The sequence below is a fragment of the Agrobacterium genomosp. 2 str. CFBP 5494 genome (assembly GCF_900013495.1).
Taxonomy (GTDB): Bacteria; Pseudomonadota; Alphaproteobacteria; order Rhizobiales; family Rhizobiaceae; genus Agrobacterium; species Agrobacterium pusense.
In genome coordinates, this window is the sequence record NZ_LT009720.1 from 400,032 (window position 1) to 426,365 (window position 26,334).

Annotated in this window: 22 protein-coding genes and 3 pseudogenes; 23 read left to right on the top strand and 2 right to left on the bottom strand. The window is 55.3% G+C overall.

The features are described 5' to 3' along the window. Positions 1-205: helix-turn-helix domain-containing protein (locus AGR2A_RS26480; RefSeq protein ID WP_139786423.1), on the bottom strand; the 205-nt coding region annotated here is incomplete at its 3' end. Between the two features lie 55 nt (positions 206-260). On the opposite strand from AGR2A_RS26480, the gene AGR2A_RS26485 reads away from it, so the two are divergent. The 7 genes and pseudogenes from AGR2A_RS26485 to AGR2A_RS26515 all read left to right on the top strand — a co-directional run bounded on the left by AGR2A_RS26485 (position 261) and on the right by AGR2A_RS26515 (position 8,398). After that, positions 261-1,715 (top strand): NAD-dependent succinate-semialdehyde dehydrogenase, encoded by a 1,455-nt coding sequence (locus AGR2A_RS26485; protein WP_080823565.1) that lies wholly within the window; start codon positions 261-263, stop codon positions 1,713-1,715. A gap of 20 nt (positions 1,716-1,735) precedes the next feature. Next, positions 1,736-2,896 carry an iron-containing alcohol dehydrogenase gene (locus AGR2A_RS26490; protein ID WP_080823566.1) on the top strand — a complete coding sequence of 387 codons (1,161 nt, stop codon included), beginning with the start codon at positions 1,736-1,738 and terminating at the stop codon, positions 2,894-2,896. A gap of 45 nt (positions 2,897-2,941) precedes the next feature. Beyond that, positions 2,942-3,733 (top strand): annotated as a pseudogene (gene attM / locus AGR2A_RS26495) (AttM family quorum-quenching N-acyl homoserine lactonase). 520 nt (positions 3,734-4,253) lie between these two features. Next, positions 4,254-5,390: an acyl-CoA dehydrogenase family protein gene (locus AGR2A_RS26500; protein WP_046802460.1), complete on the top strand. Its 1,137-nt coding sequence runs from the start codon at positions 4,254-4,256 to the stop codon at positions 5,388-5,390. After that, positions 5,387-6,529: an iron-containing alcohol dehydrogenase gene (locus AGR2A_RS26505; protein WP_046802459.1), complete on the top strand. Its 1,143-nt coding sequence runs from the start codon at positions 5,387-5,389 to the stop codon at positions 6,527-6,529. The genes AGR2A_RS26500 and AGR2A_RS26505 overlap by 4 nt, the downstream gene beginning before the upstream one ends. Beyond that, entirely contained in the window at positions 6,526-7,671 is a 1,146-nt protein-coding gene (locus AGR2A_RS26510) for a CaiB/BaiF CoA transferase family protein (protein ID WP_072493474.1), read from the top strand. Before AGR2A_RS26505 ends, AGR2A_RS26510 begins: the two co-directional genes overlap by 4 nt. 76 nt (positions 7,672-7,747) lie before the next feature. Continuing rightward, positions 7,748-8,398, top strand: a complete 651-nt coding sequence (locus tag AGR2A_RS26515) for a TetR/AcrR family transcriptional regulator (RefSeq protein WP_052760297.1) — start codon at positions 7,748-7,750, stop codon at positions 8,396-8,398. 73 nt (positions 8,399-8,471) lie between these two features. Here the strand turns inward: AGR2A_RS26515 and AGR2A_RS26520 are convergent, their stop codons facing one another. Further along, the gene (locus AGR2A_RS26520; RefSeq protein ID WP_080823568.1) at positions 8,472-10,124 is read right to left on the bottom strand and encodes an AMP-binding protein; all 1,653 of its coding nucleotides are present in this window, start codon (positions 10,122-10,124) and stop codon (positions 8,472-8,474) included. A 142-nt stretch (positions 10,125-10,266) separates the two neighbouring features. Here AGR2A_RS26520 and AGR2A_RS26525 point away from each other — a divergent pair, with 142 nt between their 5' ends. From AGR2A_RS26525 to AGR2A_RS26600, 16 genes and pseudogenes are all read left to right on the top strand, one after another. Next, positions 10,267-11,457, top strand: coding sequence for a CaiB/BaiF CoA transferase family protein (locus AGR2A_RS26525; RefSeq protein ID WP_072493664.1), 1,191 nt, complete (start codon positions 10,267-10,269; stop codon positions 11,455-11,457). Between the two features lie 57 nt (positions 11,458-11,514). Further along, positions 11,515-12,648 carry a glycoside hydrolase family 88 protein gene (locus AGR2A_RS26530; RefSeq protein WP_052760294.1) on the top strand — a complete coding sequence of 378 codons (1,134 nt, stop codon included), beginning with the start codon at positions 11,515-11,517 and terminating at the stop codon, positions 12,646-12,648. Between the two features lie 11 nt (positions 12,649-12,659). Then, entirely contained in the window at positions 12,660-13,415 is a 756-nt protein-coding gene (locus AGR2A_RS26535) for an ABC transporter ATP-binding protein (RefSeq protein WP_072493475.1), read from the top strand. After that, positions 13,408-14,151, top strand: a complete 744-nt coding sequence (locus AGR2A_RS26540) for an ABC transporter ATP-binding protein (protein ID WP_046802456.1) — start codon at positions 13,408-13,410, stop codon at positions 14,149-14,151. The genes AGR2A_RS26535 and AGR2A_RS26540 overlap by 8 nt, the downstream gene beginning before the upstream one ends. 24 nt (positions 14,152-14,175) lie before the next feature. Continuing rightward, positions 14,176-15,381 carry an ABC transporter substrate-binding protein gene (locus AGR2A_RS26545; RefSeq protein ID WP_080823571.1) on the top strand — a complete coding sequence of 402 codons (1,206 nt, stop codon included), beginning with the start codon at positions 14,176-14,178 and terminating at the stop codon, positions 15,379-15,381. Positions 15,382-15,448: 67 nt separating this feature from the next. After that, positions 15,449-16,336 (top strand): branched-chain amino acid ABC transporter permease, encoded by an 888-nt coding sequence (locus tag AGR2A_RS26550; RefSeq protein ID WP_072493477.1) that lies wholly within the window; start codon positions 15,449-15,451, stop codon positions 16,334-16,336. Between the two features lie 7 nt (positions 16,337-16,343). Continuing rightward, a complete protein-coding gene (locus AGR2A_RS26555) occupies positions 16,344-17,327 on the top strand; it encodes a branched-chain amino acid ABC transporter permease (protein WP_080823592.1) in 984 nt (327 codons plus the stop codon). A 24-nt stretch (positions 17,328-17,351) separates the two neighbouring features. Continuing rightward, entirely contained in the window at positions 17,352-18,785 is a 1,434-nt protein-coding gene (locus tag AGR2A_RS26560; RefSeq protein WP_072493479.1) for an aldehyde dehydrogenase family protein, read from the top strand. 12 nt (positions 18,786-18,797) lie between these two features. Further along, entirely contained in the window at positions 18,798-19,544 is a 747-nt protein-coding gene (locus tag AGR2A_RS26565; RefSeq protein ID WP_046802313.1) for an electron transfer flavoprotein subunit beta/FixA family protein, read from the top strand. A 24-nt stretch (positions 19,545-19,568) separates the two neighbouring features. Next, the gene (locus tag AGR2A_RS26570) at positions 19,569-20,507 is read left to right on the top strand and encodes an electron transfer flavoprotein subunit alpha/FixB family protein (RefSeq protein ID WP_072493480.1); all 939 of its coding nucleotides are present in this window, start codon (positions 19,569-19,571) and stop codon (positions 20,505-20,507) included. Beyond that, a complete protein-coding gene (locus AGR2A_RS26575) occupies positions 20,504-22,168 on the top strand; it encodes an electron transfer flavoprotein-ubiquinone oxidoreductase (RefSeq protein ID WP_062654032.1) in 1,665 nt (554 codons plus the stop codon). The genes AGR2A_RS26570 and AGR2A_RS26575 overlap by 4 nt, the downstream gene beginning before the upstream one ends. A 160-nt stretch (positions 22,169-22,328) precedes the next feature. Beyond that, positions 22,329-23,330 (top strand): annotated as a pseudogene (locus AGR2A_RS26580) (IS30 family transposase). Between the two features lie 188 nt (positions 23,331-23,518). Then, a pseudogene (locus AGR2A_RS26585) lies at positions 23,519-24,946 on the top strand (ISNCY family transposase). A 60-nt stretch (positions 24,947-25,006) separates the two neighbouring features. Then, positions 25,007-25,360 carry an ArsR/SmtB family transcription factor gene (locus AGR2A_RS26590; RefSeq protein WP_072493486.1) on the top strand — a complete coding sequence of 118 codons (354 nt, stop codon included), beginning with the start codon at positions 25,007-25,009 and terminating at the stop codon, positions 25,358-25,360. Continuing rightward, positions 25,354-25,791, top strand: coding sequence for a GNAT family N-acetyltransferase (locus AGR2A_RS26595; protein ID WP_072528615.1), 438 nt, complete (start codon positions 25,354-25,356; stop codon positions 25,789-25,791). Before AGR2A_RS26590 ends, AGR2A_RS26595 begins: the two co-directional genes overlap by 7 nt. Before the next feature lie 15 nt (positions 25,792-25,806). Continuing rightward, positions 25,807-26,334 carry an arsenate reductase ArsC gene (locus AGR2A_RS26600; RefSeq protein ID WP_072493488.1) on the top strand — a complete coding sequence of 176 codons (528 nt, stop codon included), beginning with the start codon at positions 25,807-25,809 and terminating at the stop codon, positions 26,332-26,334.

Genomic DNA, 26,334 nt, shown 5'->3' on the forward strand with positions numbered 1-26,334 from the left:
TCACCGCCAGTAACCCATGCGCAGTGCTTTTAGGCAAATCTAAAACGCGTGTCAGCTCGGCTGCTGTAAGGTTACGAGGGGAACCCGAGACCAGATCCAGAATACGCACCGCACGTCTGAGCGCCGGTACAGTGTCTAAAATTTGCGACGATTGCTGAACTTCCGCCATTGGCCTTCCTTGACATAAATGGCCACGCTGGACCATAGTTCATTATAGTGATTCAAGTTCAATTAGTTGAACTTTAACCTGGGAGGGTTCGGTGATCAACCTCAAAAATTCGGCGCTATTACGTGATGCCTGCCTGGTGAATGGACGCTGGCTGAAAGCCGCGGATGGCAAGACGATTACGGTGGAAAATCCTGCCAGATCGATGAAGATTGGTCACGTTCCTTCATTATCGGCAGATGAGGTGAAAGCCGCGGTGGAGGCAGCAGGCAAGGCATTCCATGATTGGAGCCGCCGTGCTGCAAAGGATCGCGCTGCCATACTGCGCCGCTGGTTTGATCTCATGGTGGCGAACGCTGATGATCTTGGCGCATTGATGACTGCCGAGCAGGGAAAGCCGTTTGCGGAAGCAAGGGGCGAAGCCGTTTATGCGGCATCTTTCGTGGAATGGTTCGCGGAGGAAGCCAAACGTGTTTATGGTGATACCATTCCTTCGCCGACCACCGACAAGCGCATTACCATCCTGAAGCAGCCGATCGGTGTCTGCGCCGCGATCACGCCATGGAACTTCCCGGCCGCGATGATCACCCGCAAGGCGGCCCCGGCGCTTGCCGCAGGCTGCACGATGATCGTCAAACCGGCTGAACAGACGCCACTCACCGCACTTGCTCTGGGTGTTCTCGCCGAAGAAGCGGGCGTTCCCGCCGGTGTCTTCCAAGTGGTTACGGGCGCCGCACGCGATATCGGCAAGGTGTTTACCGAAAGCGACACGGTGCGAAAGATCTCCTTTACCGGATCGACTGAAGTCGGTCGTCTGCTGATGGCGCAATCAGCCCCGACGATCAAGAAGCTGTCACTGGAACTTGGCGGCAACGCGCCCTTCATCGTTTTCGATGACGCCGATCTGGATGCTGCTGTCGAGGGCGCGATCGTATCGAAGTACCGCAATGCCGGACAGACCTGTGTGTGCTCCAACCGGATCTATGTCCAGGCCGGCGTGTACGATGCCTTCGCGGAAAAGCTGGCCAAGAGGGTCGAGAGCCTCTCCGTTGGTGAAGGCACCGAACCCGGTATTCTGATCGGGCCCCTGATCGATCAGGACGCCGTGGCGAAGGTCGAGGATCATGTTGCTGACGCCCTTGGAAAAGGGGCGAAGGTCGTTACCGGCGGAAAGCGCCATGCGCTTGGCGGGACATTCTACGAACCCACGGTGCTGACAGGTGCAACGCAGGCAATGAAGGTTGCCCGTGAGGAGACCTTTGGACCGGTCGCCCCACTTTTCCGGTTTGAAACGGAAGAAGAAGCCGTTGCCATGGCGAACGACACCGAGTTTGGTCTGGCGGCCTATTTCTACACCGAGAATGTCCGCCGGACATGGCGTGTCGCAGAAGCGCTCGAATACGGCATGGTGGGCCACAATACCGGCCTTATCTCCAACGAAGTCGCGCCATTCGGTGGCGTAAAGCAGTCCGGGCTGGGCCGCGAAGGCTCGCACTACGGCATCGATGAATATCTTGAAATCAAATACCTGTGCTCGGCAATCGGCTGAGATCACGCTGGGAGGATCAAATGACCATCAACCCTTTCGAATTCCGCACCGTTCCCTCCATGCAGGTTGCGTGGGGGGGTGCTCAGCGCCTCGGAGAGATTCTTTCCGGCAGGTTCCAGGCGCGCAAGGCACTTCTCATTACCGATGCAGGTCTCATCAAGGCTGGCCTCATCAAACCGATTGCCGACGCTCTGACCGCTAGCGGCTTCAGCGTCACGATCTTCGACAAGGTCGTTGCTGATCCGCCAGAGCACATCGTTGCCGACTGCGTCGAGTCCGCAAGGCAGATCGGGGTCGATATCGTCATCGGTCTTGGCGGGGGCTCCTCGCTCGATATCGCCAAGCTGGTAGCGGTTCTTCTGGTGTCCGACCAGACGCTTGCAGACATGTACGGCATCGGCAACGTCAAGGGATCGCGTCTGCCGCTGGTGTTGGTGCCGACCACGGCTGGAACCGGTTCGGAAGTGACCAACATCTCGATCATCACCACAGGTGAAACCACCAAGATGGGTGTCGTTTCTCCGCAGCTTTACGCCGATTTCGTTCTTCTCGATGCGGAACTGACTGTGGGTCTGCCGCAGGTTCATACCGCGGCTACCGGTATCGACGCCATGGTGCACGCGATTGAGGCTTACACCAGCAAACACAAAAAGAACCCGCTATCAGATGCTCTGGCGCGTGAGGCGTTACGCCTGCTTGGCGCAAACCTGATCGCCGCCTGCAAGGATGGGACCGATCGCAAAGCCCGTGAAGGCATGCTGTTGGGGGCAACATTGGCAGGTCAGGCTTTCGCCAATTCGCCGGTGGCTGCCGTTCACGCGCTCGCTTATCCGCTGGGTGGCCACTACCACGTACCGCATGGCCTTTCCAACGCCCTGATGCTGGGACCAGTGCTGCGTTTCAACGCCAAGGCTGCGGCGTCGCTTTATGCCGAGCTTGCCGATGTGCTCGGCGTGCCGGGCGAGGGTGATACGGCGATGCGTTCGGACGCCTTTGTCCGGCATATGGAAAAACTGATGGATGAAAGCGGTGCGCCGCGGCGCCTTCGTGATGTCGGCGTGACGGACAACACCCTGGCAATGCTTGCTTCCGACGCCATGAAGCAGAGCCGCCTGCTGATTAACAATCCGGTCGAAGTCCGCGAAGAGGATGCACTCGCGCTCTATCGCGAAGCTTTCTGATCCATTTCTTACACCAACATCTTCAGTCCCAAGGGAGGAAAACGAGTGACCGATATCAGACTTTATATGCTTCAGTCAGGTACCCTGAAATGCAAGGTACACAACATCAAGATGAACCAGGGCAATGGTGCGGACTATGAGATTCCAGTCCCATTTTTCCTGATTACCCATCCCGATGGGCACACCGTCATCGACGGTGGCAATGCGATCGAAGTCGCGACCGACCCGCGCGGTCACTGGGGCGGTATCTGCGATGTCTATTGGCCGGTTCTGGATAAGAACATGGGCTGCGTTGACCAGATCAAGGCGCTCGGTTTCGATCCGGCCGATGTGAAATATGTCGTGCAGTCCCACCTGCATCTCGATCATACCGGCGCGATCGGTCGTTCCCCAATGCGACCCACATCGTGCAGCGCTCCGAATACGAATATGCCTTCACACCGGACTGGTTTGCTGGCGGCGGTTACATCCGCAAGGACTTCGACAAGCCGGGCCTGAAGTGGCAGTTCCTCAACGGTACGCAGGACGACTTATTACGACGTCTATGGCGACGGCACGCTCACCACGATCTTCACGCCCGGTCATGCACCCGGCCACCAGTCCTTCCTGGTGCGCCTGCCAAACAGCAAACCGCTTCTCCTGACGATCGATGCTGCCTACACACTGGACCACTGGGAAGAGAAGGCTTTGCCTGGCTTTCTTGCCTCGACCGTTGACACGGTCCGCTCTGTTCAGAAGCTCCGCACCTATGCCGAAAAGCATGATGCGACGGTCGTTACCGGCCATGACCCTGACGCCTGGGCGAATTTCAAGAAGGCACCCGAATTTTACGCGTAAATAGAACGCGCAAGTCAAGGGCCAGATACGGCGAGGTTGCTTGCAGCCTCGCCGATTTTAATCATATGAGCCAACGCAAGAAATCTGGACAAAGACTGCTTTGATCGGCCGAAATCCGCACGTCAGCAATGTGCGCTTCCGTGCCGTTGTCCGTTAATTTTCATCGTCGAGCCGATCATCAACGCGCGTCAGTGCGAAAGGGTCAAAACCCGACTGTTCCGATCCGACGCCACTGGTACCACATCGGTTGCTCCACTGATGAGGTTTCGAGGGCTCAAGACATCGTCTATCGAAGCGAGAGATGCTACCCGCCTAGTGCACGCGAAATCCTGAGTTCGCCTTTAGCAGCACGCCTATATCCGCCTCGCATCGCTTCCACTGCCTATCGTGCCTGGGATTGCGCGATGACAGGCCAGCGTCCGGGACTGTCGTTCACATCATGAATGCTCCATGGTCAAGAATCTGTTTGCATACTATCCAGGCAGTATGTAAAGTGAGCTTATTGAGTTGGAGGAAAACCATGGACGCTGAGAGCCTTGAAGAATTCCGCGCCGTACTGCGACGGTTCGCAAATAATAAAATACAATTACATGCCGCCGCCTATGATAGGGAGGCTCGTTTCCCAGAAGAAAGCCTGATTGCTTTTAAGGAGTTGGGGCTCGTATCGCTTGCTTTTCCCGAGAGCGACGGTGGTCAAGGCGGTGATGTTTTATCGCAGGCTTTGGTACTGGAAGAGCTGGCTCGAGTGTGCGCAACTTCATCGCTCACCTTGATGGTAATCTGGGCGGGTTTGGTCCCGGTTAGCCGTCATGGATCCGAGGAGCTTCGCAAAGAGGTAATCGCACCGGCTATGGACGGTGACGTGGTCGGCTCGATTTGCCTCACGGAGCCTGCGGGTGGCTCTAACCTTTTTGCGCTCAAGACGGCCGCAGTGAAGGTTGATGGTGGGTGGGTGCTGAATGGACAAAAGCGCTACATCACCAACGCTACTCGTTCGGATTGGTACACTGTCCTTGCGCGGAGCGGCGAGAAGCAGCTTGGTCTATTCGCAGTTCACAAGGATGATGAGGGCGTCTCCTTTGGAAGCCGCGAAAGCAAGATGGGCATTAAGGGCAGCCCGACCGCTGACGTAATTTTTGATAACTGCAAAATCCCTGAACATCGCGCAATCGGTGATCCGTCGCAGGGCTACCGCTACATCACCGATTCGCTGACCTGGACGCGGGTCCTGATCGGTGCTCAGGCGCTCGGGATTGCCCAAGGCGCGCTCGAGCAGGCTGTCCGCTATACGTCGGAGCGTGAGCAATTCGGAGAGACACTATCGAGATTGCAGCTCGTACGCGGGAAAATCGCTGACATGGCAACCGAAATAGAAGCGGGGCGCTCTTTGCTTTATCGCGCCGCTGATGCCATCGATCGCGATCAGCCGGAGGCAAGAGCGCTGGCTTCCATGGCGAAGCTTTTCTGCTCGAATGCCGCGATGCGGGTCACCACCGACGCAGTCCAACTCCATGGGGGGGCGGGCTACCTAACTGACTTCCCGGTCGAGCGAATGATGCGCGACGCAAAAATAACGCAGATCTACGAAGGAGCCAATGAGATCCAGCAACTGATCATCGCCAAGCATGTTTATGATGTCTTGAGGAACCAAGCATGAGCCTGATTAATTATCTGACCCGTATCCAATTCGATTTTGGAGCATCGTCCCTCATCAGCGAGGAGTTGTCGTTGCTCGGCGTATCGCGCCCACTCATTGTTACCGATGTGGGGATAGTGAAGGCAGGCTTAATTGAGAAAATCAAAGTCGCTGCCGGCCTAAGTGCAAATACGCCACTCTATGATGGAACGCCTGAAAATCCGGATGAAAACGCTGTTCTGAAAGCAAGGGATCAGTTTCTATCTGAAGGATGCGACTCGATCATTGCAGTCGGCGGCGGTTCCTCTCTTGACCTCGCGAAAGCTGTTTCTCTTCTCGCCACGCATCATGGTGCATTGGAGCAGTACGCAGCGATCCTCGGCGGGATCGGAAAGATTACGAGAGACAAACCGCCTGTTGTGGCTGTGCCGACAACATCGGGGACGGGTAGTGAAGTCGGGCGAGCTGCGCTGATCACACTTAATGACGGACGCAAGCTCGGGTTCATTTCTCCTTACATGATCCCGGAAGTGGCGATATGTGACCCTGACCTGACGCTTGGCCTGCCGGCCTACCTCACAGCGGCCACAGGCATGGACGCGGTTACACATTGCATCGAAACTTTCTTGAGCCCGAGAGAGAACGCTCCGGCGGAAGCTATCGCGCTCGACGGGCTTGCAAGGGCAGTTCGATACTTGGAGAGGGCCGTTAAGGACGGCGGCGACCGAGAAGCTCGCCGAGAAATGATGATGGCCTCACTCGAGGGTGGATTGACTTTCCAAAAAGGGCTTGGAGCAGTGCACGGAATGTCCCATGCACTTGGGGGGTTGAAACCCTTAAGGCTTCATCATGGCACCCTCAATGCCGTGATCTTACCGTCCGTGCTTAGGTTCAATGAGCCCTATGCTGAAGAGAAATATGGACGGCTCAGAATCGCGATGGGTCTCGCAGATGGGGCAGATGTCGCAGAGGCGATCGAGCGTTTGTCACAAAGCCTCGGTCTGCCCTCCACTCTAGGTGAAATGGGCGTCCAAGCGGACAGTTTGCCTTTGATGGTTGATCGCGCGATGGCCGATCACAGCACGGCAACGAACGCTCGGCCCGTAAGTGCTGAAGACTACGCCGCTCTTTTCCGGACTTGCATGGGGAGTGGGCAATGAGCGATGTCGTGCCCCGTAAAGGCCCGTTAAGCGGCGTCAAAGTTCTCGATCTGTCTCGTCTAGCTCCTGGTCCATATTGTACTATGTTGCTAGCCGATATGGGGGCAGAAATCATCGTTGTGGGGGGCGGAAGTGGAAGTCTTCCCATTGGCGCACTAGCGCGTGGCAAGACGTTCATAAATCTTGACCTAAAGTCCGAAGACGGGAAAATAGCCTTCCGCACGCTTGTGCAGGATGCAGACGTGCTCGTTGAGGGTTATCGTCCAGGAGTTGCCGCTAGATTGGGTATCGGGTACGCAGCGCTGGCCGAACTCAATCCCGGCCTAATCTACTGCTCGCTTACCGGATACGGGCAAAGTGGACCGCTTTCACAGGAGGCTGGACACGATATCAATTACTTGGCTCTCTCTGGAGCACTAGGCGCATTTGGTCCTTTGAATGAAGCTCCGATGCTTCCACTCAATCTCCTAGCGGATTTTGCGGGAGGGAGCCTTTTCGCAGTCATAGGCATCCTTGCGGCACTAAACGAGAGAGGCACATCCGGGAAAGGGCAGTATATCGACGCAGCGATGGTGGATGGCTGCCTGTCACTAATGACGATGCATTTCTCTGATTGGGGACAACCAGTCCTTCCGGCAAGGGGGGATGGGCTTCTTACCGGAAGCGCACCATTCTATAGATGTTACGCCTGCTCTGATGGAAAGTTCATTGCAGTAGGGGCGTTGGAGGATAGGTTCTTTTTCAATCTTTGGAATGCCCTTGGTTTTGAGGATGAAGCACCGCAACACCTTGATCGACGCTCTTGGGCCTCCATGACCCAAAGGTTCACTACCGCGTTTATGCTGCGAAGCCGTGATGAGTGGGTATCTCATTTCCGTGGAAAGGATGCTTGCGTGTCGCCTGTTCTGGCACCCGATGAGGCGCTTAACTATCCCCACAACGCGCACCGCCATCCCTACGCAAAGCCTGGCGTTGCGGTTGAAGCCCCATTGATGGCGCATTCGGTTGAGCCAGTGCCGGTCGAGGATAATACGGATCGTTCGCGAGCTGTGCTGTCACGGGCAGGGCTAGCAGATGAAATCGTCGATGGGGCTATCCCAAAAGACCTCTTGATCACGGGATTAAGTTGGCCACCGATGTGAAGCAAATGGGGTGGCATCAAAATATGTGTTAGGTTGCCACCTCAAAACGACTCACGGAAGGTAGACAATTCGAACAATGGTGGCTCATCGAGCGGCGAAAGCCAAAATCAATAAGAAAGCACTGCTCCGCGAAGAAAGCATTCAGCGACTTACGCGAGCCGCTTTCGGGCTCATCGTAACTAAAGGTTATCACGCCTGTACCCTCCAGGAAATTGCATCGACAGCGGGCTTTACGAAAGGCGCGGTGTTTTTCTATTTCGAGAGCAAGGAAAACATCCTTCTTCATCTCTTGGACATCGCAGAATCCCATATAGTCGATACGCTTATAGAACACGTGAAGGGTCTGAAGTGTCCTGCTCCTGAAAAAATCGCGGCATTCTTCAAATACGCATCGAAGCAAGGGATCGATCGGCCTGATGAGCTTCTCTGTCTGATAAAAATGTCAATCGAAAGCCGCGATGGTACTGATCTGGCGGATCGCCGTGTTAGAGAAATATATCAGCGGATATATGACCTGCTCGAGGAAGTTGTCGAGGATGGCAAAAAGGCGGGCGAACTGTCTTCGACTTTGCCTACCAAGGAATTCGCTACTTTAGTTGTTGCCACTCACGATGGGATGATGCTGGAATGGCATCGTCGGGGAGGCGGTATAGATGGTCGTAGATTTGTCGCGACTGTCTGGAGTACGTTCTTAAATGGTATTCTCGTTCGTAGCCCCGACAAATGATATCTGATATCTCGAGCTCCGACCGTCCGTCGGAGCCCAGTGAACAACGGCAATTTATCTCGTAATCCGAACTCTATTTGGGTTGAGCGGACCTATAAAGATCTTTCAGTCGTATCCCGGACGCATGTCGATCCCATGTCTCTTCAGAGATACCAGATTCGCGTAGTTCGCGCTTTCTTACTTTGTTTGTAGAAGTCCTCGGCAGGCTCTCACGCATTTCGATGTACCGTGGCATCATAAAGTGCGGCAGACGGTCCGCGAGGTAGCGCAAAACATTTTCAGGTGTTTCGCCTGCGTCTGCGACGATGCATAACTTTATATCGTCATCACTTTCCATGCCTGACGGCACGCCCACTGCTGCTGCCTCACGGATGCCTGGATGCGAGAGAGCTGCCTGTTCAATGTCGAAAGAGGAGATATTCTCGGAACGCCGGCGGATTCTATCGTGGAGGCGGTCGACAATGAAGAAGTTCCCGCGTTCATCTCGCCATGCGGCGTCTCCCGTGTGAAACCAAAGATCACGCCAAACTTTCACCGTTGCTTCGGCATCGTTCAAATATTGCAGCATCATGGTTCCGGGGTGCTTTGGTCTAACGACCAGTTCGCCCACTTTCCCGTTGGGCAAAAATTTGCCGGTATCTGGATCGGTGATCTCGACGTCGAACCATTCAGTCATCGCGACACCGCATGAGCCGGTTTCACGAGTGCCATCAAGCGAGGTCCAGCATGGACACGTGATCTCTGTCATTCCCCACATTTCTATCCCTTTGAGACCGAAACGCTCCTCGAAAGCTGATCCTAGAGATTTCGGGATCGGACAACACATCAATCTCTTCAAAGAGTGGCCGTCGTCGAATGGCGTTCTCGGCCTTTGGTTTATCATTTCAATCATTGGACCGTGAGCGATGCTGATCGTAACGTCAAATTCGCGAACAGTTTCAAGCCACGTAGCTGCTTCAAAGCGCTTGTCGAGCACGATACTCGCGCCAGCCACGAAACTTGCGAAAACACCCATGAACTTCCCGGCGATGTGGTTCAACGGATGAACGCACAAGAACACGTCTTCAGCGCAGAGACGCGTATTGAGAATGACCTGCTGTGCGAGCATGCAAACTTGGCCATAGGGCATTAGAACGGCTTTGGATGGGCCAGTCGTGCCTGACGTGAACATGACTGCACACGGATCTAGTGGCGTGACATGTACTTTGTCCCAATCCAGAGGTGCCTCATCGAGAGCGTCTTTATAGCTGTAAAAAATGAAGTCTATCGAAGGGTCAGGTGCTGGTAGGGCGCCGTCGACCAGAATCACTGGAAGCCCGTCCAATCCGCCGTATGCATTTTGCAAATCTCGCAGGCACTCCTGCTCAGTGAGGATCACTCGTGGTCGAGCTGTGCTTAGAACATGCTTTAACGGATCTCCGAGCAGGTTCGAGTTGATGCTTGCGTCGACTGCACCGAGTAGATTAGCAGCCAACCAGCCATGAAGTGCCGCTATTGTGCTCTTACAGAAAATCGCAACATGGTCACCTTTTCTCACGCCAATTTTCGCGAGAAAACTGGCAAGAGAACGAGCCTTCCCGATAAACTCTCCATAGGTTTCGGTGTGACCATTCAATTCCGTAATGAACGTCTTGTGAGGCACCCGGCTTTCGTGAAGACGGGCCACATGAGGGGTCGTCCAATTCTCGAAATCACCGAGCGGTAGTTTGGAAAAGTTCGGTGCCATATCTCATCCTCCCAGTAAGAAAGCTTTCTAGCATTACACATCAGGTTGCGCGACACGGCAAACACAGACTATTGACTTACACATACCATACGGATAGTATTTTTGAATAGATGACGCTATGAATTTTAGGGGTGTAAATGAAATGCCTGTAGTGCCCGGTGCATTGAACGGTATCACGGTCCTGGAGCTTGGCATGGTAATGCAGGTCCCTCTCGCTGGGCAGATGCTAAGCGACCTTGGTGCCAGGGTTATCAAGGTCGAGCGGCTGCCTCCGGGCGAGATACTTAGAACCCTTGATCCGATCGCATTGGAGCAGGGTGGCATGAGCGCCTATTATGCAGCTCTCGGGAGGAACAAAGAGAGCGTCTCCCTCGATTTGAAAACGGCTGCCGGAAAAGACATCCTCATGAAAATGGTCGAGTCCGCAGATGTTGTACTCCACAATTTTCGCCCAGGTGTCATGGAGCGTTTGGGCTTCGGTTACGAAGAGCTTGAGAAACTGAATCCCCGCATTGTCTATGCGGTCGGCTACGCATTTGGTGATGTTGGTCCGATGGCACACATGCCTGGGCAGGATATGCTTGCCCAAGCTTATAGTGGCCTTGCTCGAAGTGGTCTCTCGGATGATCAAAAGCCGAACTTGGCGAATTCGCCATATATCGATTACCTGACAGCTTTGACTCTCACTCAGGGGATACTTGCTGCAATAGTTGAGCGCGAGCGTTCGGGAAAGGGGCAAAAGGTCTCCACATCCCTGTTGGCCACCGCGGTATCGGCTCAGATTCTCGAGGCAGCGACGCTTTCAATGCATGGAAAGAGGACGAGTTGGTCCAAGCAATCGATTCTCCTACCCACCTCTGACGGATGGGTTCTTATCTTGACGCTATTTCGAGATAATCCGCTTCAGGGAATGTGCCGTGCGTTTGACATTGAGGACTTGAGCAAAAAGGAGCAGTTCTCCACGCACGCGCTGCAGGTCGCTGGATTACAGGAAATTGGCTCACTGCTCGCACCGATTGTCAATAATATGGCTACCGCTGAATGCGTTTCCCGCCTCTCTAAGGAAGACGTGCTTTGCTCACCGGTGAATACGCTTGAGGAAGCTATAGATTCCGAACAGGTAAAACAGAACGAGATGCTTTGGGATGTGGACGTTCCTGGCTACGGCAGCGTGAGGCTAGTGGGCAATCCACTCAACCTGTCACGGACGCCTTTGAGGATTGCTACGGTGCCACGACATCTTGGTGAAGACACTCAAGATGTGCTTCGGGAACTGGGGTTTCCAGCAGAGACGGTCGAAGAGTTTCGTAGCTCCGGAGCAGTTCATTACTGACAGGACGCTTTAGGCTGCGCGGAAAAGATACTATCCGGATAGATTGAGGAGGATGACATGGCGGATATGGTTGGTAAGCAGGACATCAAGATTTGGCAACCCGCGATGCAGCGGATGATTTCGCGTATCGACGCAACGATTGAAATGCGATTGGACGGGTTTCCTCATTTCGCGGATCCGACGACAGGTGTTTGGACAACAACACCTGAAGGGTTTTGGACCGGGGGGTTCTGGATCGGCGAGCTCTGGTTGGCGGGTGCTTTGACCCAGCAAAAGTCGTATTCAGATGAAGCTAAGCGCTGGCTGGCGAAGCTCGAAACTAGAATCGAAAGCCAAACAGTTTTCCGGGGATTTTTGTTTTACTATGGTGCGGTTGTTGGTGCCCTTCTTCATCGGGAGCCGTTGGCGGAACGATTTGCGGCTCTGGCATCAGCGTCACTTTTGCAGCAGTACGACGGCAACGCTGGTATTATCCCACTCGGTAGCGAAGCAGAAGAAGCGCATGCCGTAGGAAATGGCGAGGCCAATATCGATGGGCTTCCCGCAACGCCGCTTATGCTATGGGTAGCGCGGCATCTTGGCGATCCGGAGATGAGGCAGATCGCACTTAACCACGCTTACAAGAGTGGCGAATTCTTCATTCGGCCCGATGGCGGTGTGGTGCAGTCTGCTTCCTTCGATCGGGGCACTGGCGTGCTGTCAAGACGTTACACCCATAAAGGATATTCAGACACCTCTATTTGGACGAGAGCTCAAGCTTGGGCGATGCTCGGGTACGCCCTAAGCGCACAGATTGAGCCGAAGGAACGTCAACTGTTGGAGCTCGCAACTAAGGTCGCTGACTGGTGGGTCGAGCACCTGCCTGACGATGGGGTTGCCTATTGGGACTTTGACGCTCCGGTGACGTCGGATACAAAAAAAGACACGTCTGGAACTGCGATCGCCTCTGCTGCTCTCTTGAAGCTTTCTGCGCTTCATCCCGATCCCAGCAAAGCATCTCAATATTCTGCCACGGCGCGACGCAGCCTCGAAGCTTTGGTCGAACGACACCTCACCGACGACGGCATTCTAGCAGACGGCTGTTTCGATCCAAAGAATGACAAAGCAGTCAACAGCGAACTTATTTGGGGCGACTACTTCTTGTTAGAATGCCTCGGAGTGCTCACTGGCCGCATCAACAGTGCGTTGTGAGGCTCTCCGTTATGGCTGACGATGCAATCTTAAGAGCCGAAAATCTCCGGATGGAATTCCGCGGATTTCACGCAGTTGACTCCGTAAATATTGCTATTAAGCGTGGCAGTATTCATGCGTTGATTGGCCCGAATGGTGCGGGCAAGACTACTTGCTTCAACCTTCTGACCAAGTTTCTGACCCCAACCGAAGGAACGATTGTATTCGACGGTGAAGACGTGACATCGAAGTCTCCGTCTGCGATCGCGAGACTTGGAATGATTAGATCATTCCAAATCTCAGCAGTTTTTCCTACAATGACAGTTACCGAGAACATTGTCGTAGCTCTCCAGCGAGGTCGTGGGCAGTCGCTGGACTTTTGGCGCAGCGATGCTGTTCTGAGATCGCTCGTTCCACGAGCCATGGCACTTGCTGAAGAGGTAGGCCTCGAACGCTTTGCCTCGACGCCAGCAGGCGAACTCTCTTACGGGAGAAAGAGAGCGCTTGAGATTGCCACTACCTTGGCGCTTGACCCAAAGCTAATGTTGCTTGACGAGCCAATGGCCGGGATGGCGGTCGAAGACATCGACCGCATCGTTGAGCTGATCCGGCGTGTTGCGGTAGGCCGGACGGTACTAATGGTCGAGCACAACCTAAAAGTCGTCTCAACGCTGTCAGACAAGATCACGGTGCTCGCCCGCGGAAAGGTGCTCGCCGAAGGGAACTATGCAAGCGTCTCTTCAGATCCACGTGTCCTAGAAGCCTATCTCGGAGCTAGCCATGGATAAGAACTCTGTTTCCAGGATAAATGACACAGTTGCCGCGACGCCTCTCTTGAGCGTGAAGGATCTGCAAGGCTGGTATGGTGAAAGTCATGTGCTCCATGGCATTACATTTGATGTATGCGAAGGCGAGGTTATTACCCTGCTTGGGCGCAATGGCGCAGGCAAGACAACCACGCTCCGCGCAATCATGGGAATGCTTGCCCGTCGGACAGGGTCGATCAAACTCAAAGCGGACGAGCTAATCCATCTGAGTTCGAGACATGTCGCCCGGAAGGGGATTGCCATTTGCCCGGAAACGCGGGGCATTTTTGCAAGTTTGAATGTCGAAGAGAACCTTATGTTGCCACCTAAAGTGGCGTCAGGTGGTTTAGAAGTCGGTGAAATTTTCGATCTGTTCCCGAATCTAAGAGAGCGGATCCACAGCCCGGGCACTAAGCTTTCGGGCGGCGAACAGCAGATGCTGGCTATAGGGCGGATTCTGCGCACGGGCGCAAAAATCCTCCTTCTCGACGAACCAACTGAAGGCCTTGCACCGGTGATCGTGCAAAGCATCTGCCGGACAATTGCTCGCCTCAAAGCGCTCGGCTTCACCATTATTCTAGTGGAGCAGAACTTTCATGCTGCAGCATCAGTGGCCGACCGACATTTGATAGTCGAGCAAGGGAGAGTGATCGATGAGTTGGGGGAGGTCGAGAGTCAACAAAGCATCAAAAAGCTAGAGGCTTACTTGGGAGTTTAAACTCGGAAAATGGGAGTGAGGAGAATGAAAGTAGGAATCAAAGTTGTCGCGGCTTTTATCGCGGCGTTGTCAGCCGGAACGGCCAGTGCGGATGATGCTATTAACGTGAAAATCGGTGTTCTGAATGATAGGTCGGGCACCTACGCTGACTTATCGGGAGAAGGATCAGTTATTGCAGCGACGATGGCTGTCGAAGATTTTACATCGCAGAACAAAAGCCTGAAGATCGATATCGTCTCTGCTGACCATCAAAATAAACCTGACATCGCTTCAAACATCGCCCGCCAATGGTTTGACCAGAGCGGCGTAGACATGATTATCGATCTGCCAGCTTCGTCTGCGGCATTGGCCGTCAGTGAGTTGGGAAAACAAAAAGACAAACTCGTAATAGTCTCCGCGGGCGGGTCGTCCGACCTCACCGGAAGCAAATGTAACGCGAATACCATCCATTGGACTTATGACACTTGGGCACTAGGTCATGGAACAGGTAGTGCACTTGTCAAGCAAGGCTATGACAGCTGGTATTTCGTTACAGCTGACTACGCATTTGGCCATTCCCTGGAACGAGATACTGCTGCTTCCGTGAAGGAAGCTGGTGGTAAGGTTCTCGGTCAGGTGCGTCATCCTTTCCCAGGACAAGATTTCTCGTCTTATTTGCTCCAAGCGCAATCGTCTGGCGCGAAAGTTATTGGCCTGGCTAATGCAGGCGGCGATACAATTAATGCAATCAAGCAAGCATCAGAATTTGGTATTACGCAGGGAGGCCAAACCTTGGCAGGTCTACTTGTGTTCATCAGCGATGTTCACGCGCTCGGCCTGCAAACTGCGCAAGGCTTGGTACTAACAGAAGCGTTTTATTGGGATCAAAATGATTCAACTCGCGAGTGGTCGAAACGGTTTGCCGACCGTTTTGGTGGAACGATGCCAACCATGGCGCATGCTGGCGTGTATTCAGCGGTGACACATTATCTAAAGTCAGTCTCCGCGCTGAACTCGAAGACGACCGCTGACGTTGTCAAATTCATGAAGGAAACGCCGACGGACGATGTCGTGCTCGGAAAAGGAAAAATCCGCGAAGACGGTCGGCGTGTGCAAGATATGTACCTGTTCCAGGTGAAAAAGCCTGAGGAATCTAAGGGTCCTTGGGATTACTACAAGTTGCTTGCAACTATTCCGGCAAAAGAGGCCTTCCGTCCTATCGAGGCTGGCGGCTGCAACTTGATCAAGTAATCAGAGCGCGACCAGGTCTCTTGCTTTCGCGCGGTACCTGGTCCGTTCGTTTCGATTGGATGCGACGATGTTAACAATACTTGGTGTGCCGACAGCGGCTCTGTTCGGGCAACTGTTACTTGGTCTGATTAACGGGGCCTTCTACGCGACTTTGAGCCTTGGTTTGGCAATCATATTTGGATTGCTAAACATCATCAACTTTGCCCATGGCGCACAATACATGATGGGTGCGTTCATGGCGTGGCTGTTGTTGAATTATCTTGGGATTGGCTACTGGCCGTCCCTGATCATAGCGCCGTTGATCGTAGCTGTTCTGGGCATGATTATTGAGCGGTTGTTGCTCTCAAGACTTTACAAACTGGATCACCTTTACGGTCTCCTCCTCACGTTTGGTCTCGCATTGATAATAGAGGGCCTGTTCAGAAACGCATACGGCGTGTCGGGCTTGTCATATCAAGTTCCCACAATGTTGAGTGGGGGCGTAAATCTCGGTTTTATATACCTGCCGTACTACCGCGGTTGGATAGTTGTCGCCTCATTGTTGGTATGTATCGCGACGTGGCTCGTGATCGAGAAGACCAGACTTGGGTCGTTCCTTCGCGCGGCTACTGAAAACCCGGAGCTCGTGCAGGCGTTCGGTATCAATGTACCGTTGATCATAACGCTCACCTACGGTCTTGGAGTGGCGTTGGCTGCTTTCGCAGGTGTGTTGGCCGCACCTGTATATGCCGTAAATCCCAACATGGGCGCGAACCTGATTATCGTTGTATTCGCGGTGGTGGTTATCGGTGGAATGGGGTCGATTTTCGGCGCGATTATTACTGGCTTGAGCCTGGGAATTATCGAAGGTCTTACCAAGGTTTTCTATCCCGAAGCTGCATCTACGGTGATCTTTGTGATCATGGCTATTGTCCTGATGATCAAACCATCAGGTTTGTTTGGCAGGAGCGTTTGAGATGGCTATGAACATCATTTCACAGGAAAATGCAGGCTCTAAAAATTGGCTTCAAACGAGCTCATCCACGCTTATCAAGTTTGGAATACTACTCGTTCTGCTCTTCATGGCACCGCTTGTCGTATATCCAATATTCGCGATGAAGATCCTATGCTTCGCATTGTTCGCAGCGGCATTTAACCTTCTCCTCGGCTACGGAGGACTCTTGTCCTTCGGCCATGCCGCCTTTTTCGGATCGGCGAGCTATATCACCGCATATTCTGCAAAGGTTTGGGGGATGTCTCCCGAAGTTTCAATCCTCATCGGCGCAATAGCGGCGGGGGGGCTGGGCCTAGTCTTTGGTAGCTTGGCTATCCGCCGACAGGGCATCTACTTCGCGATGGTTACCCTCGCCCTAGCGCAAATGGTTTACTTTGTCGCTCTACAGGCTCCGTTCACCGGAGGAGAAGACGGTATCCAGGCTATACCCCGCGGAGCGCTCTTCGGCATCGTTGATCTAAGCAGTGACGCATCGATGTACGCCCTGGTAGCAACGATATTTTTCGGTTCTCTACTCGTCATCCATAGGATCGTGAATTCGCCGTTTGGACGAGTGCTGCATGCAGTCCGTGAAAACGAGGCACGCGCGATCTCGATGGGGTACGAGGTGCAGAAGCATAAGCTAACTCTGTTCGTCCTTTCGGCAGTTCTGTCCGGCTTGGCGGGGGGAATGAAGGCGATCGTCTTCCAGTTGGCTTCTTTGACCGATGTTTTCTGGACTATGTCCGGCGAGGTGGTGCTCATGACGCTGATAGGCGGGGTCGCGACATTCTTTGGACCACTGGTCGGAGCGGCTCTTATTGTCGCACTTCAAAATTATTTAGCCGACTTTGGAAGCTGGGTGACGATCACCCAAGGTGCCATCTTCGTCGCCTGCGTGCTTCTGTTTCGCAAGGGTATTGTCGGATTGGCTATCGAACGGTGGACGAAGCGCTCTTCCACAGCGTCTTAACTTTCAGTCATATCGGAGAAGATCGTGACTTTTTTCCAGAACTTAGTCGGTGGCGCATGGGTCGGCAACGAAGCGTCCAAAAACGTGAACCCATCCGATATCAATGACGTAGTTGGCGAGTTTGCTCGCGGCTCCGCCGAGGACACCCGGGATGCTATAGCTGCGGCGAAGGCTGCCTTTCCGGCATGGTCTCGTTCTGGCATTCTCGAGCGCCACGCGATCCTTCGAAAGACATCAGATGAGATCCTCTCGCGAAAGGACGAGCTCGGCCGCCTGCTTTCGCGCGAGGAAGGCAAGACCCTGGCGGAAGGAATCGGCGAAACAGTGCGGGCCAGCCAGATAATTGATTTCTTCGCGGGTGAATGCTTGCGGCTTGCGGGGGAGGTGCTTCCCTCGGTGCGCCCGGGCGTCGGAGTGGAAGTCACGCGCGAGCCGATTGGGGTCGTCGGAATAATCACGCCCTGGAACTTTCCGATCGCAATCCCTGCATGGAAAATTGCTCCGGCGCTCTGCTACGGCAACACCGTTGTCTTGAAACCAGCCGACCTCGTACCAGGCTGCTCTTGGGCCATAGTCGACATTCTGGTGCGGGCCGGGTTGCCTGAAGGCGTTTTGAACCTTGTTATGGGGCGTGGGTCAGTGGTGGGGCAGGCCATGCTCGACAGCTCAGATGTGGATGCATTGAGTTTTACCGGGTCTACCGCGACGGGTAAGCGTGTGGCGCTCGCTTCTATTGAGCATAACCGAAAGTTTCAGCTTGAGATGGGCGGGAAGAATCCCTTCGTTGTGCTCGACGATGCAGATCTCGATGTTGCGGTGGAGGCTACCGTCAATTCGGCGTTCTTTTCCACCGGTCAGCGGTGCACAGCCTCGTCTCGCATCATCGTGACGGAAGGCATCCATGATCGCTTTGTCGCGGCCGTCTGCGAGCGACTGAAGAGGGTGGTTGTGGGTGATGCGCTGAATACAGGAACTCATATCGGCCCTGTTGTCGATGAGAACCAGCTTAAACAAGACACTGATTACATCGAGATCGGCAAGGCAGAAGGGGCGAAGCTTGCTTTCGGTGGCGAGCTACTGAAACGAGAAACGCCTGGCTTCTACCTATCACCAGCCCTTTTCACAGAAGCGACGAATGAGATGCGCATCTCGCGCGAAGAAATCTTTGGGCCTGTGGCCGCAGTTATCCGCGTCAAGGATTACGAGGAAGCACTCGCAGTAGCTAACGACACGTCCTTCGGACTGTCCTCGGGCATCGCGACCAAGAGCCTTAAGCATGCGATGCATTTCAAGCGAAATGCGGAAGCAGGCATGGTCATGGTGAATTTGCCGACAGCTGGCGTAGACTTCCATGTTCCGTTCGGCGGTCGCAAGGGATCGTCTTTTGGTCCCCGCGAGCAAGGCCGTCACGCCGCCGAGTTCTACACAACGGTGAAGACCGCCTACACGCTGGCCTGAGGAGAACCCACTATGAAAGTATTGGTCGCAGTTAAACGAGTTGTCGACTACAACGTGAAAATTCGCGTGAAATCCGATGGCACGGGCGTTGAACTTGCCAACGTTAAAATGTCGATGAACCCGTTTGACGAAATCTCCGTCGAAGAGGCTCTTCGCCTGAAGGAAGCTGGCAAGGCCGAAGAAGTGGTCGTTGTGTCGATTGGTCCGGCCAAGGCGGAAGAAACGTTGCGTACGGCGCTCGCCATGGGTGCTGACCGCGCCATCTTGATTGAAACCGATGAAACGGTTGAGCCGCTGGCGGTTGCCAAGCTGTTGAAGGGCGTGGTTGACGCTGAAACGCCGGATCTGGTGATCCTCGGCAAGCAGGCAATCGATGACGACAGCAACCAGACCGGCCAGATGCTGGCAGCATTGCTCGGCTGGGGTCAGGGCACCTTTGCCTCCAAGGTCGAGATCGCGGACGGTTCCGTTGCGGTCACCCGCGAAGTCGATGGCGGTCTGCAGACCGTTTCCCTGAAACTGCCTGCCATCGTCACCACCGACCTTCGTTTGAACGAGCCACGTTACGCGTCGCTGCCAAACATCATGAAGGCCAAGAAGAAGCCGCTGGACAAGAAGACCCCGGCTGATCTCGGTGTTGATATTGCACCGCGCCTCAAGGTTTTGAAGACCGAAGAACCGGCTGGCCGCAAGGCTGGCGTCAAGGTTGGCTCGGTCGCAGAGCTGGTATCGAAACTCAAGGCCGACGGCGTATTGTAAGAGACGGATAAGGGAGATTTTATTATGGCCATTCTTCTTCTGGCAGAACACGACAACGCAACCCTTTCCGACCAGACAGCAAAGACGCTGACCGCAGCTGCCAAGATCGGCGGAGACGTGCATGTGCTGGTGGCTGGTTCCGGTGCCAAGGCTGCAGCCGATGAAGCAGCAAAGCTTTCCGGCGTTGCCAAGGTACTTCTTGCTGATGACGCATCCTACGCAAACCAGCTGGCAGAACCGCTTGCTGCATTGATCGTATCGCTGAGCGGTTCCTACGATGTCATCATCGCACCTGCGACGGCATCGGCCAAGAATGTTGCGCCACGCGTTGCAGCCCTGCTCGACGCTGCACAGGTTTCGGAAATCACCGAAGTGGTGTCCGCTGACACCTTCAAGCGTCCGATCTATGCTGGCAACGCCATCCAGACCGTACAGGCAACTGACGCCAAGAAGGTCGTCACCGTGCGTACGGCCTCGTTCGCTGCGGCTGCTGCCGGTGGTTCTGCTGCCGTTGAAGCGGTTGCTGCTGCTGCCAACCCGGGCGTTTCGTCCTTCGTATCGGATGCGCTGGCATCGTCTGACCGTCCTGAACTGACATCTGCCAAGATCATCATTTCCGGTGGCCGTGCACTCGGTTCGTCGGAAAAGTTCAAGGAAGTTCTTCTGCCGGTTGCTGACAAGCTGGGCGCTGCCGTTGGTGCATCGCGTGCGGCTGTTGACGCCGGTTACGCACCAAACGACTGGCAGGTTGGCCAGACCGGCAAGGTGGTTGCACCGCAGCTTTATATTGCCGCTGGCATTTCCGGTGCCATCCAGCACCTGGCCGGCATGAAGGACAGTAAGGTCATCGTGGCCATCAACAAGGACGAAGAAGCACCGATCTTCCAGGTTGCTGACTACGGCCTGGTCGGGGACTTGTTTGACATTTTGCCCAAGCTAGAACAGGCGGTCACAGCCTCATGACAGATCAAGCTGTCCGCTTTCCTGAACGCGAGTCGATGGAATTCGACGTTGTGATTGTGGGTGCCGGTCCTGCGGGTTTGTCAGCGGCGATCCGGCTGAAGCAGATCAATCCTGAGCTTTCAGTTGTCGTTCTGGAAAAGGGCGGCGAGGTCGGCGCGCATATCCTGTCGGGTGCGGTGGTCGATCCTGTCGGTATCGATCGCCTGCTGCCCGGCTGGCGTGAGGAAGAAGGCCATCCCTTCAAGACTGAAGTCAAGGACGACCAGTTCCTGTTTTTAGGCCCTGCCGGCTCGATCCGCCTGCCGAACTTCGCCATGCCGCCCTTGATGAACAATCACGGCAATTATATCGTCTCGCTCGGCAATGTCTGCCGCTGGCTGGCGGGCCACGCAGAAGCACTTGGCGTCGAGATCTATCCGGGCTTTGCCGCCAGTGAAGTGCTTTATAATGATGAGGGTGCCGTCATCGGTGTCGCCACCGGCGACATGGGCATCGAGAAAAACGGCGAGCCCGGCCCGAACTATACACGCGGCATGGAACTGCTTGGTAAGTACGTGCTGATCGGTGAAGGCGTGCGCGGGTCGCTGGCCAAGCAGCTGATTGCCAAGTTCAACCTGTCGAAAGACTCGGATGTCCAGAAGTTCGGCATTGGCCTGAAGGAACTCTGGCAGGTGAAGCCGGAGAACCACAAGCCGGGTCTGGTGCAGCACTCCTTCGGCTGGCCGCTGGGCATGAAGACCGGTGGCGGCTCGTTCCTCTATCATCTGGAGGACAATCTGGTGGCCGTCGGTTTCGTGGTGCACCTGAACTACAAGAACCCCTATCTGTTTCCGTTCGAGGAATTCCAGCGCTACAAGACGCATCCGGCGATTGCGCCAACCTTCGAAGGCGGCAAGCGCTTGTCCTATGGCGCCCGCGCCATCACCGAAGGCGGGTATCAGTCCGTGCCGAAACTGACCTTCCCGGGCGGTGCGCTGATCGGCTGTTCGGCCGGTCTGGTCAATGTGCCGCGCATCAAGGGCAGCCACAATGCGGTTCTGTCCGGCATGCTGGCGGCAGACAAGATCGCCGAGGCGATTGCCAGCGGCCGCGCCAATGACGAGGTGATCGAGATCGAAAACGAATGGCGCGCCAGCGATATCGGCAAGGATCTGAAGCGCGTTCGCAACGTCAAGCCGCTGTGGTCGCGGTTCGGCACGGCAATCGGCGTCGGGCTTGGTGCTCTGGATATGTGGATCAACCAGATATTCGGCACATCACCCATCACGCTGAAACACGGCAAGACGGATGCTGAGAGCCTTGAGCCTGCGGCAAAACACAAAGAGATCGATTATCCGCGCCCGGATGGTGTTCTGACCTTCGACCGCCTGTCATCGGTGTTCCTGTCGGGCACCAACCATGAGGAAGACCAGCCGGTGCATCTTCATGTCAGGGACATGGATCTGCAGAAGCGCTGCGAGCATGATGTCTATGCCGGCCCGTCGACACGTTACTGTCCGGCCGGGGTTTACGAGTGGGTGGAGAAGGACGGTCAGGACGTCTTCGTCATCAACGCGCAGAACTGCGTGCACTGTAAGACCTGCGACATCAAGGACCCCAACCAGAACATCAACTGGGTGCCGCCACAAGGCGGCGAAGGGCCGGTCTACGCCAATATGTGAACCCTAAAAACGAGATGGTGGCGGTTCTGCGCGCCACCAGCCGAATCAAAAGGAGTGTTCCATAATCTATCTTATGCGATTATTGTATGCGCGCTGGTACATTCTATTTCCAAGTGCGACATGCCAATATTTTCAATGGCTTCACTTTGGAGATTTTTACATGTCCGGTTGCTATACGCAATTGACCCTCGCCGATCGCCGCCTCCTTCACCGTCTGGTTGATCAGAAAGTCACGATCAACGAAATGGCCCGGCGGCTGGGACGCCACAGGTCGACCATCTATCGAGAAATCCGCCGCAACACCTTCCATGACAACGAGCTGCCCGAGTACACCGGGTAGTTTGGGACGATCGCCGATGAACTGAGGCGCGAGCGGCGGCGACGTCTGCGCAAGCTTCGACGCTATCCAGATCTTCGTGCCGAAGTCATTCGTCGATTGGAGGCCCGGTGGTCACCCGAACAGATCGCCGGGCGTCTGGTATCGGAGAAATTGAGCCTTGTCCGTGTCTGCGCCGAGACCATTTACCGGTTCATCTACAGCAAGGAAGATTATCAGCTCGGTCTCTATCACTATCTGCCGGAAGCACGCCGCAAACGTCGGCCACTGCGGTCAAGAAAGCCTCGCGACGGAGCATTCCCGGCCAGCCATCGCATATCGCAAAGGCCTGATTTCATTGGAAACAGATCGCGGTTTGGGCACTGGGAGGGTGACCTTATCATCTTCGAGCGACCGTTTGGCCATGCCAATGTCACGTCCCTCGTCGAGCGCAAGAGCCGCTATACCGTTCTCATCAAAAACCCGAGCCGGCATTCGCGACCGATCATGGACAAGATCGTGCGGGCATTCTCCCGCCTGCCCGCCTTCGCACGACAGAGCTTCACGTTTGATCGCGGCACAGAGTTCGCGGCATTCCGGGCTTTGGAAGACGGTATCGGCGCGCGGAGCTGGTTCTGCGATCCAAGCGCGCCCTGGCAGAAAGGCGCCGTCGAAAACGCTAACAAGCGCATCCGCCGCTTTTTACCGCCGAACACCGACCTCAGCCAGATGTCGCAAGCAACGTTGAACCAGGTCGCACGCATCCTCAACGACCAACCCAGAAAGTGCCTTGGATACCGGACACCAGCCGAAGCATTCATGGCGCATTTGCAGGAGGAAGCCTGATCCCCTACCCTGAAAACCGGCACGTTGCACTTGGGGTAGCTTCTCCAACGCCCATTTAGTAATGCGACACTTGGGCCAGATAGAAATGCGACACTCCTCTCGCACGACGACGCTGGTCAATGTCAACGTTGGGAGCAAGGATGCGGCAATGTTCAGCCTGACTGCGGTCAGGAGCGTTCGGAGTTGCCATGTCCTTTTTGATCACCATGTCGCAGAAAGAATTGCATCGCCTCGAAGTCATCCAGAAGATTCATGATCAACGCCTGAGCGTCGTTCAGGCCGCCAGCGTGCTCGGCATCAGCCGAAGCCAGATGCACCGGGTATTAAAAGCATATGAGACGGGTGGCATACCTGAGCTCGTCTCGAAGAAGCGCCAGCAACCAAGCAACCGGCGTCACAGCGAGGATATTCGCAATGCAGTTCTTGATCTGGTCAAAGAACGATATGCTGATTTCGGTCCGACGTTGGCCCGCGAGAAGCTGCTTGAACGGCACCAGCTTGCGATCGGTAAGGAAACGCTGCGCCAATGGATGACCGAAGCCGGCATCTGGATCTCACGGAAAGAACGCAAGAAGCGTGTCTTTTAACCACGCGGCCGACGTGACTGCTTTGGCGAGCTGGTGCAGATCGACGGATCGCATCATTGGTGGTTCGAGAACCGCGGACCAAAATGTGCCCTGCTCGTCTACATCGATGACGCCACCGGAAAGCTGCTACATCTGCGCTTTGCGGGATCTGAGAACACATTCAATTATCTGCATGCGACAAAAGCTTATTTGCAGCAATGGGGTAAACCGCTGGCTTTCTACAGCGACAAGCATGGCGTCTTTCGTTCTACGCACGTCTCACAGAAAGATCGCACGAGTGGCCTGACGCAATTCGGACGCGCGCTCTATGAGCTGAACATCGACATCATCTGCGCCAACACCCCTCAGGCCAAGGGCCGGGTTGAACGGGCCAATCAGACCCTGCAGGATCGACTGGTCAAAGAATTAAGGCTCCGCGGTATCGACACGATAGACGCTGCCAACCATTACGCTCCGGAGTTCATTGACGACTTCAACGCCCGCTTCGGCAAACCACCCCGCAATCCGAAGGATATGCATCGCCCCCTCGCCGCCCACGAGAACCTTGACGGCGCCATGTGCCGTAAGGAGGTTCGCACCCTGTCGCAGTCACTGACGTTGCGCTATGACAAGGTGATATTCATTCTCGATCCGACGGAACGGGCAACATCACTGGCGGGTCAAAAAGTCGTCGTATGCGATTATCCAGACGGCCGCCTGGAGATCATGCACGACAGTTTCACCCTGCCCTACAGAACCTTCGACACGCTTCGCTCGGTTCACCGGTCGCCTGTGGTTGAGAACAAACGACTGGACGATATGCTGTCACTGGTCGCTCAGATGCAAGAAGGCCGCGATTTACAACGGAGCAAACGCGGCCCGCGACGAACCGGACAGGCCAACAGCATGTTTGAGATCCCGGACAGCAGCCAGAGCAATGTATATCAAAAGCGCGGTCGCAAGCCTGGGCGACGGACGGATTTCATGAACGATCCAGAAGTGATTGCGAGAAGGCAGAAAGCGCTTGCTCGAATGGAGGCGGCGGAGTGATGTTCGACTGGCAACGTTTTTTCAGGTTGACAGTGCCAATATATCCATTATTCTGGATGTATGGAAAATATTAGCGCGATAGCGGCCCTTGCGGCCTTGGCCCAGAACACCCGCCTTGAGACGTTCCGTCTGCTCGTGCGGCACGAACCGGATGGAATTCCGGCAGGCGAGCTCGCCCGGCTCCTCGATGTCCCGCAGAACACGATGTCGGCGCATCTTGCGACACTTTCCCGTGCCGGTCTGGTCAAGAGCGAACGCCAGAGCCGATCAATCATCTACCGGGCCGACCTAGACGGCCTGCGCGACCTGACACTATTCCTGCTGAAGGACTGCTGCGGCGGATCGGCGGAGCTTTGCGCTCCCCTGATCGCAGAACTGACGCCATGCTGCGCGCCGGGGGCGAACCCATGTTGAGCGCGATCGCATTGCACGAAGTTGCCGGTAGCGACGCTCGTCTCCGCGAAGTGCTGCGTGCGGCGGATCTCCCGACCGATGACATTGAAGACGAAGGCCGCGCCTTCTTCAAAGCCGTCTTTGGCGACGGCCAAACGATCGGATATGCCGGCCTCGAACGCTGCGCCGGCGATTACCTGCTGCGTTCTTTTGTCGTGCTCGCGGAACATCGGGGTCATGGGTTCGGCCGGGCAATCGTCGAGGCAACGCTTCGAGGTTTGGGTGGCGATATTTTCCTCGCGACGACGAGTGCCGCGCCGATTTTCTCGAGCATCGGGTTTTCAGAGGTGCCGCGGGCCGAAGTGCCGGCCGCGGTGCTTGCGAGCCGCCAACTATCCTTCATTTGCCCCTCGTCGGCGACCATCATGAAGCTCAACAGGCCTCCAACCTAACCACGGACCACGACCATGCCAGACAAGACCTATAACGTGCTGTTCCTCTGCACGGGCAATTCCGCGCGCTCTATTCTCGCCGAATCCATCCTCAACAAGGTGGGCGGCGGCCGGTTCAAGGCGTATTCCGCCGGCAGCCAGCCGAAGGGCGAAGTCAATCCGCACGCGCTGAAGGAACTGGCTGCGCTCGGCTATCCATCGACGGGTTTCTCTTCGAAGAGCTGGGACGTGTTCGCCGCACCCGGCGCACCGGAGATGGACTTCATCTTCACCGTCTGCGACAGCGCAGCCGGCGAAGCCTGCCCTGTGTGGATTGGCCATCCGATGACTGCCCACTGGGGTGTCGAGGATCCGGCGGCCGTCGTCGGCACTGAAGTCGAGATCCAGCGCGCTTTCGCCCAGGCCGCCCGGTTCCTGAAGAACCGGATCAGTGCCTTCATCAACCTGCCCATCGCCTCGATCGACCGCCTGGCCCTCGAGCAGCACGTTCGCCAGATCGGTTCGCTCGAAGGCGCGTCGGCCAAATCCGCGAAGGCCGAGTAA

What these genes read in the sequence shown, in the direction of transcription:
- AGR2A_RS26490 (WP_080823566.1), top strand. Translation starts at nt 1,736, where the DNA reads ATGACCATCAACCCTTTCGAATTCCGCACCGTTCCCTCCATGCAGGTT.
- AGR2A_RS26500 (WP_046802460.1), top strand. Translation starts at nt 4,254, where the DNA reads ATGGACGCTGAGAGCCTTGAAGAATTCCGCGCCGTACTGCGACGGTTC.
- AGR2A_RS26505 (WP_046802459.1), top strand. Translation starts at nt 5,387, where the DNA reads ATGAGCCTGATTAATTATCTGACCCGTATCCAATTCGATTTTGGAGCA.
- AGR2A_RS26510 (WP_072493474.1), top strand. Translation starts at nt 6,526, where the DNA reads ATGAGCGATGTCGTGCCCCGTAAAGGCCCGTTAAGCGGCGTCAAAGTT.
- AGR2A_RS26515 (WP_052760297.1), top strand. Translation starts at nt 7,748, where the DNA reads ATGGTGGCTCATCGAGCGGCGAAAGCCAAAATCAATAAGAAAGCACTG.
- AGR2A_RS26520 (WP_080823568.1), bottom strand. Translation starts at nt 10,124, where the DNA reads ATGGCACCGAACTTTTCCAAACTACCGCTCGGTGATTTCGAGAATTGG.
- AGR2A_RS26525 (WP_072493664.1), top strand. Translation starts at nt 10,267, where the DNA reads ATGCCTGTAGTGCCCGGTGCATTGAACGGTATCACGGTCCTGGAGCTT.
- AGR2A_RS26530 (WP_052760294.1), top strand. Translation starts at nt 11,515, where the DNA reads ATGGCGGATATGGTTGGTAAGCAGGACATCAAGATTTGGCAACCCGCG.
- AGR2A_RS26535 (WP_072493475.1), top strand. Translation starts at nt 12,660, where the DNA reads ATGGCTGACGATGCAATCTTAAGAGCCGAAAATCTCCGGATGGAATTC.
- AGR2A_RS26540 (WP_046802456.1), top strand. Translation starts at nt 13,408, where the DNA reads ATGGATAAGAACTCTGTTTCCAGGATAAATGACACAGTTGCCGCGACG.
- AGR2A_RS26545 (WP_080823571.1), top strand. Translation starts at nt 14,176, where the DNA reads ATGAAAGTAGGAATCAAAGTTGTCGCGGCTTTTATCGCGGCGTTGTCA.
- AGR2A_RS26550 (WP_072493477.1), top strand. Translation starts at nt 15,449, where the DNA reads ATGTTAACAATACTTGGTGTGCCGACAGCGGCTCTGTTCGGGCAACTG.
- AGR2A_RS26555 (WP_080823592.1), top strand. Translation starts at nt 16,344, where the DNA reads ATGAACATCATTTCACAGGAAAATGCAGGCTCTAAAAATTGGCTTCAA.
- AGR2A_RS26565 (WP_046802313.1), top strand. Translation starts at nt 18,798, where the DNA reads ATGAAAGTATTGGTCGCAGTTAAACGAGTTGTCGACTACAACGTGAAA.
- AGR2A_RS26570 (WP_072493480.1), top strand. Translation starts at nt 19,569, where the DNA reads ATGGCCATTCTTCTTCTGGCAGAACACGACAACGCAACCCTTTCCGAC.
- AGR2A_RS26575 (WP_062654032.1), top strand. Translation starts at nt 20,504, where the DNA reads ATGACAGATCAAGCTGTCCGCTTTCCTGAACGCGAGTCGATGGAATTC.
- AGR2A_RS26590 (WP_072493486.1), top strand. Translation starts at nt 25,007, where the DNA reads ATGGAAAATATTAGCGCGATAGCGGCCCTTGCGGCCTTGGCCCAGAAC.
- AGR2A_RS26595 (WP_072528615.1), top strand. Translation starts at nt 25,354, where the DNA reads ATGTTGAGCGCGATCGCATTGCACGAAGTTGCCGGTAGCGACGCTCGT.
- AGR2A_RS26600 (WP_072493488.1), top strand. Translation starts at nt 25,807, where the DNA reads ATGCCAGACAAGACCTATAACGTGCTGTTCCTCTGCACGGGCAATTCC.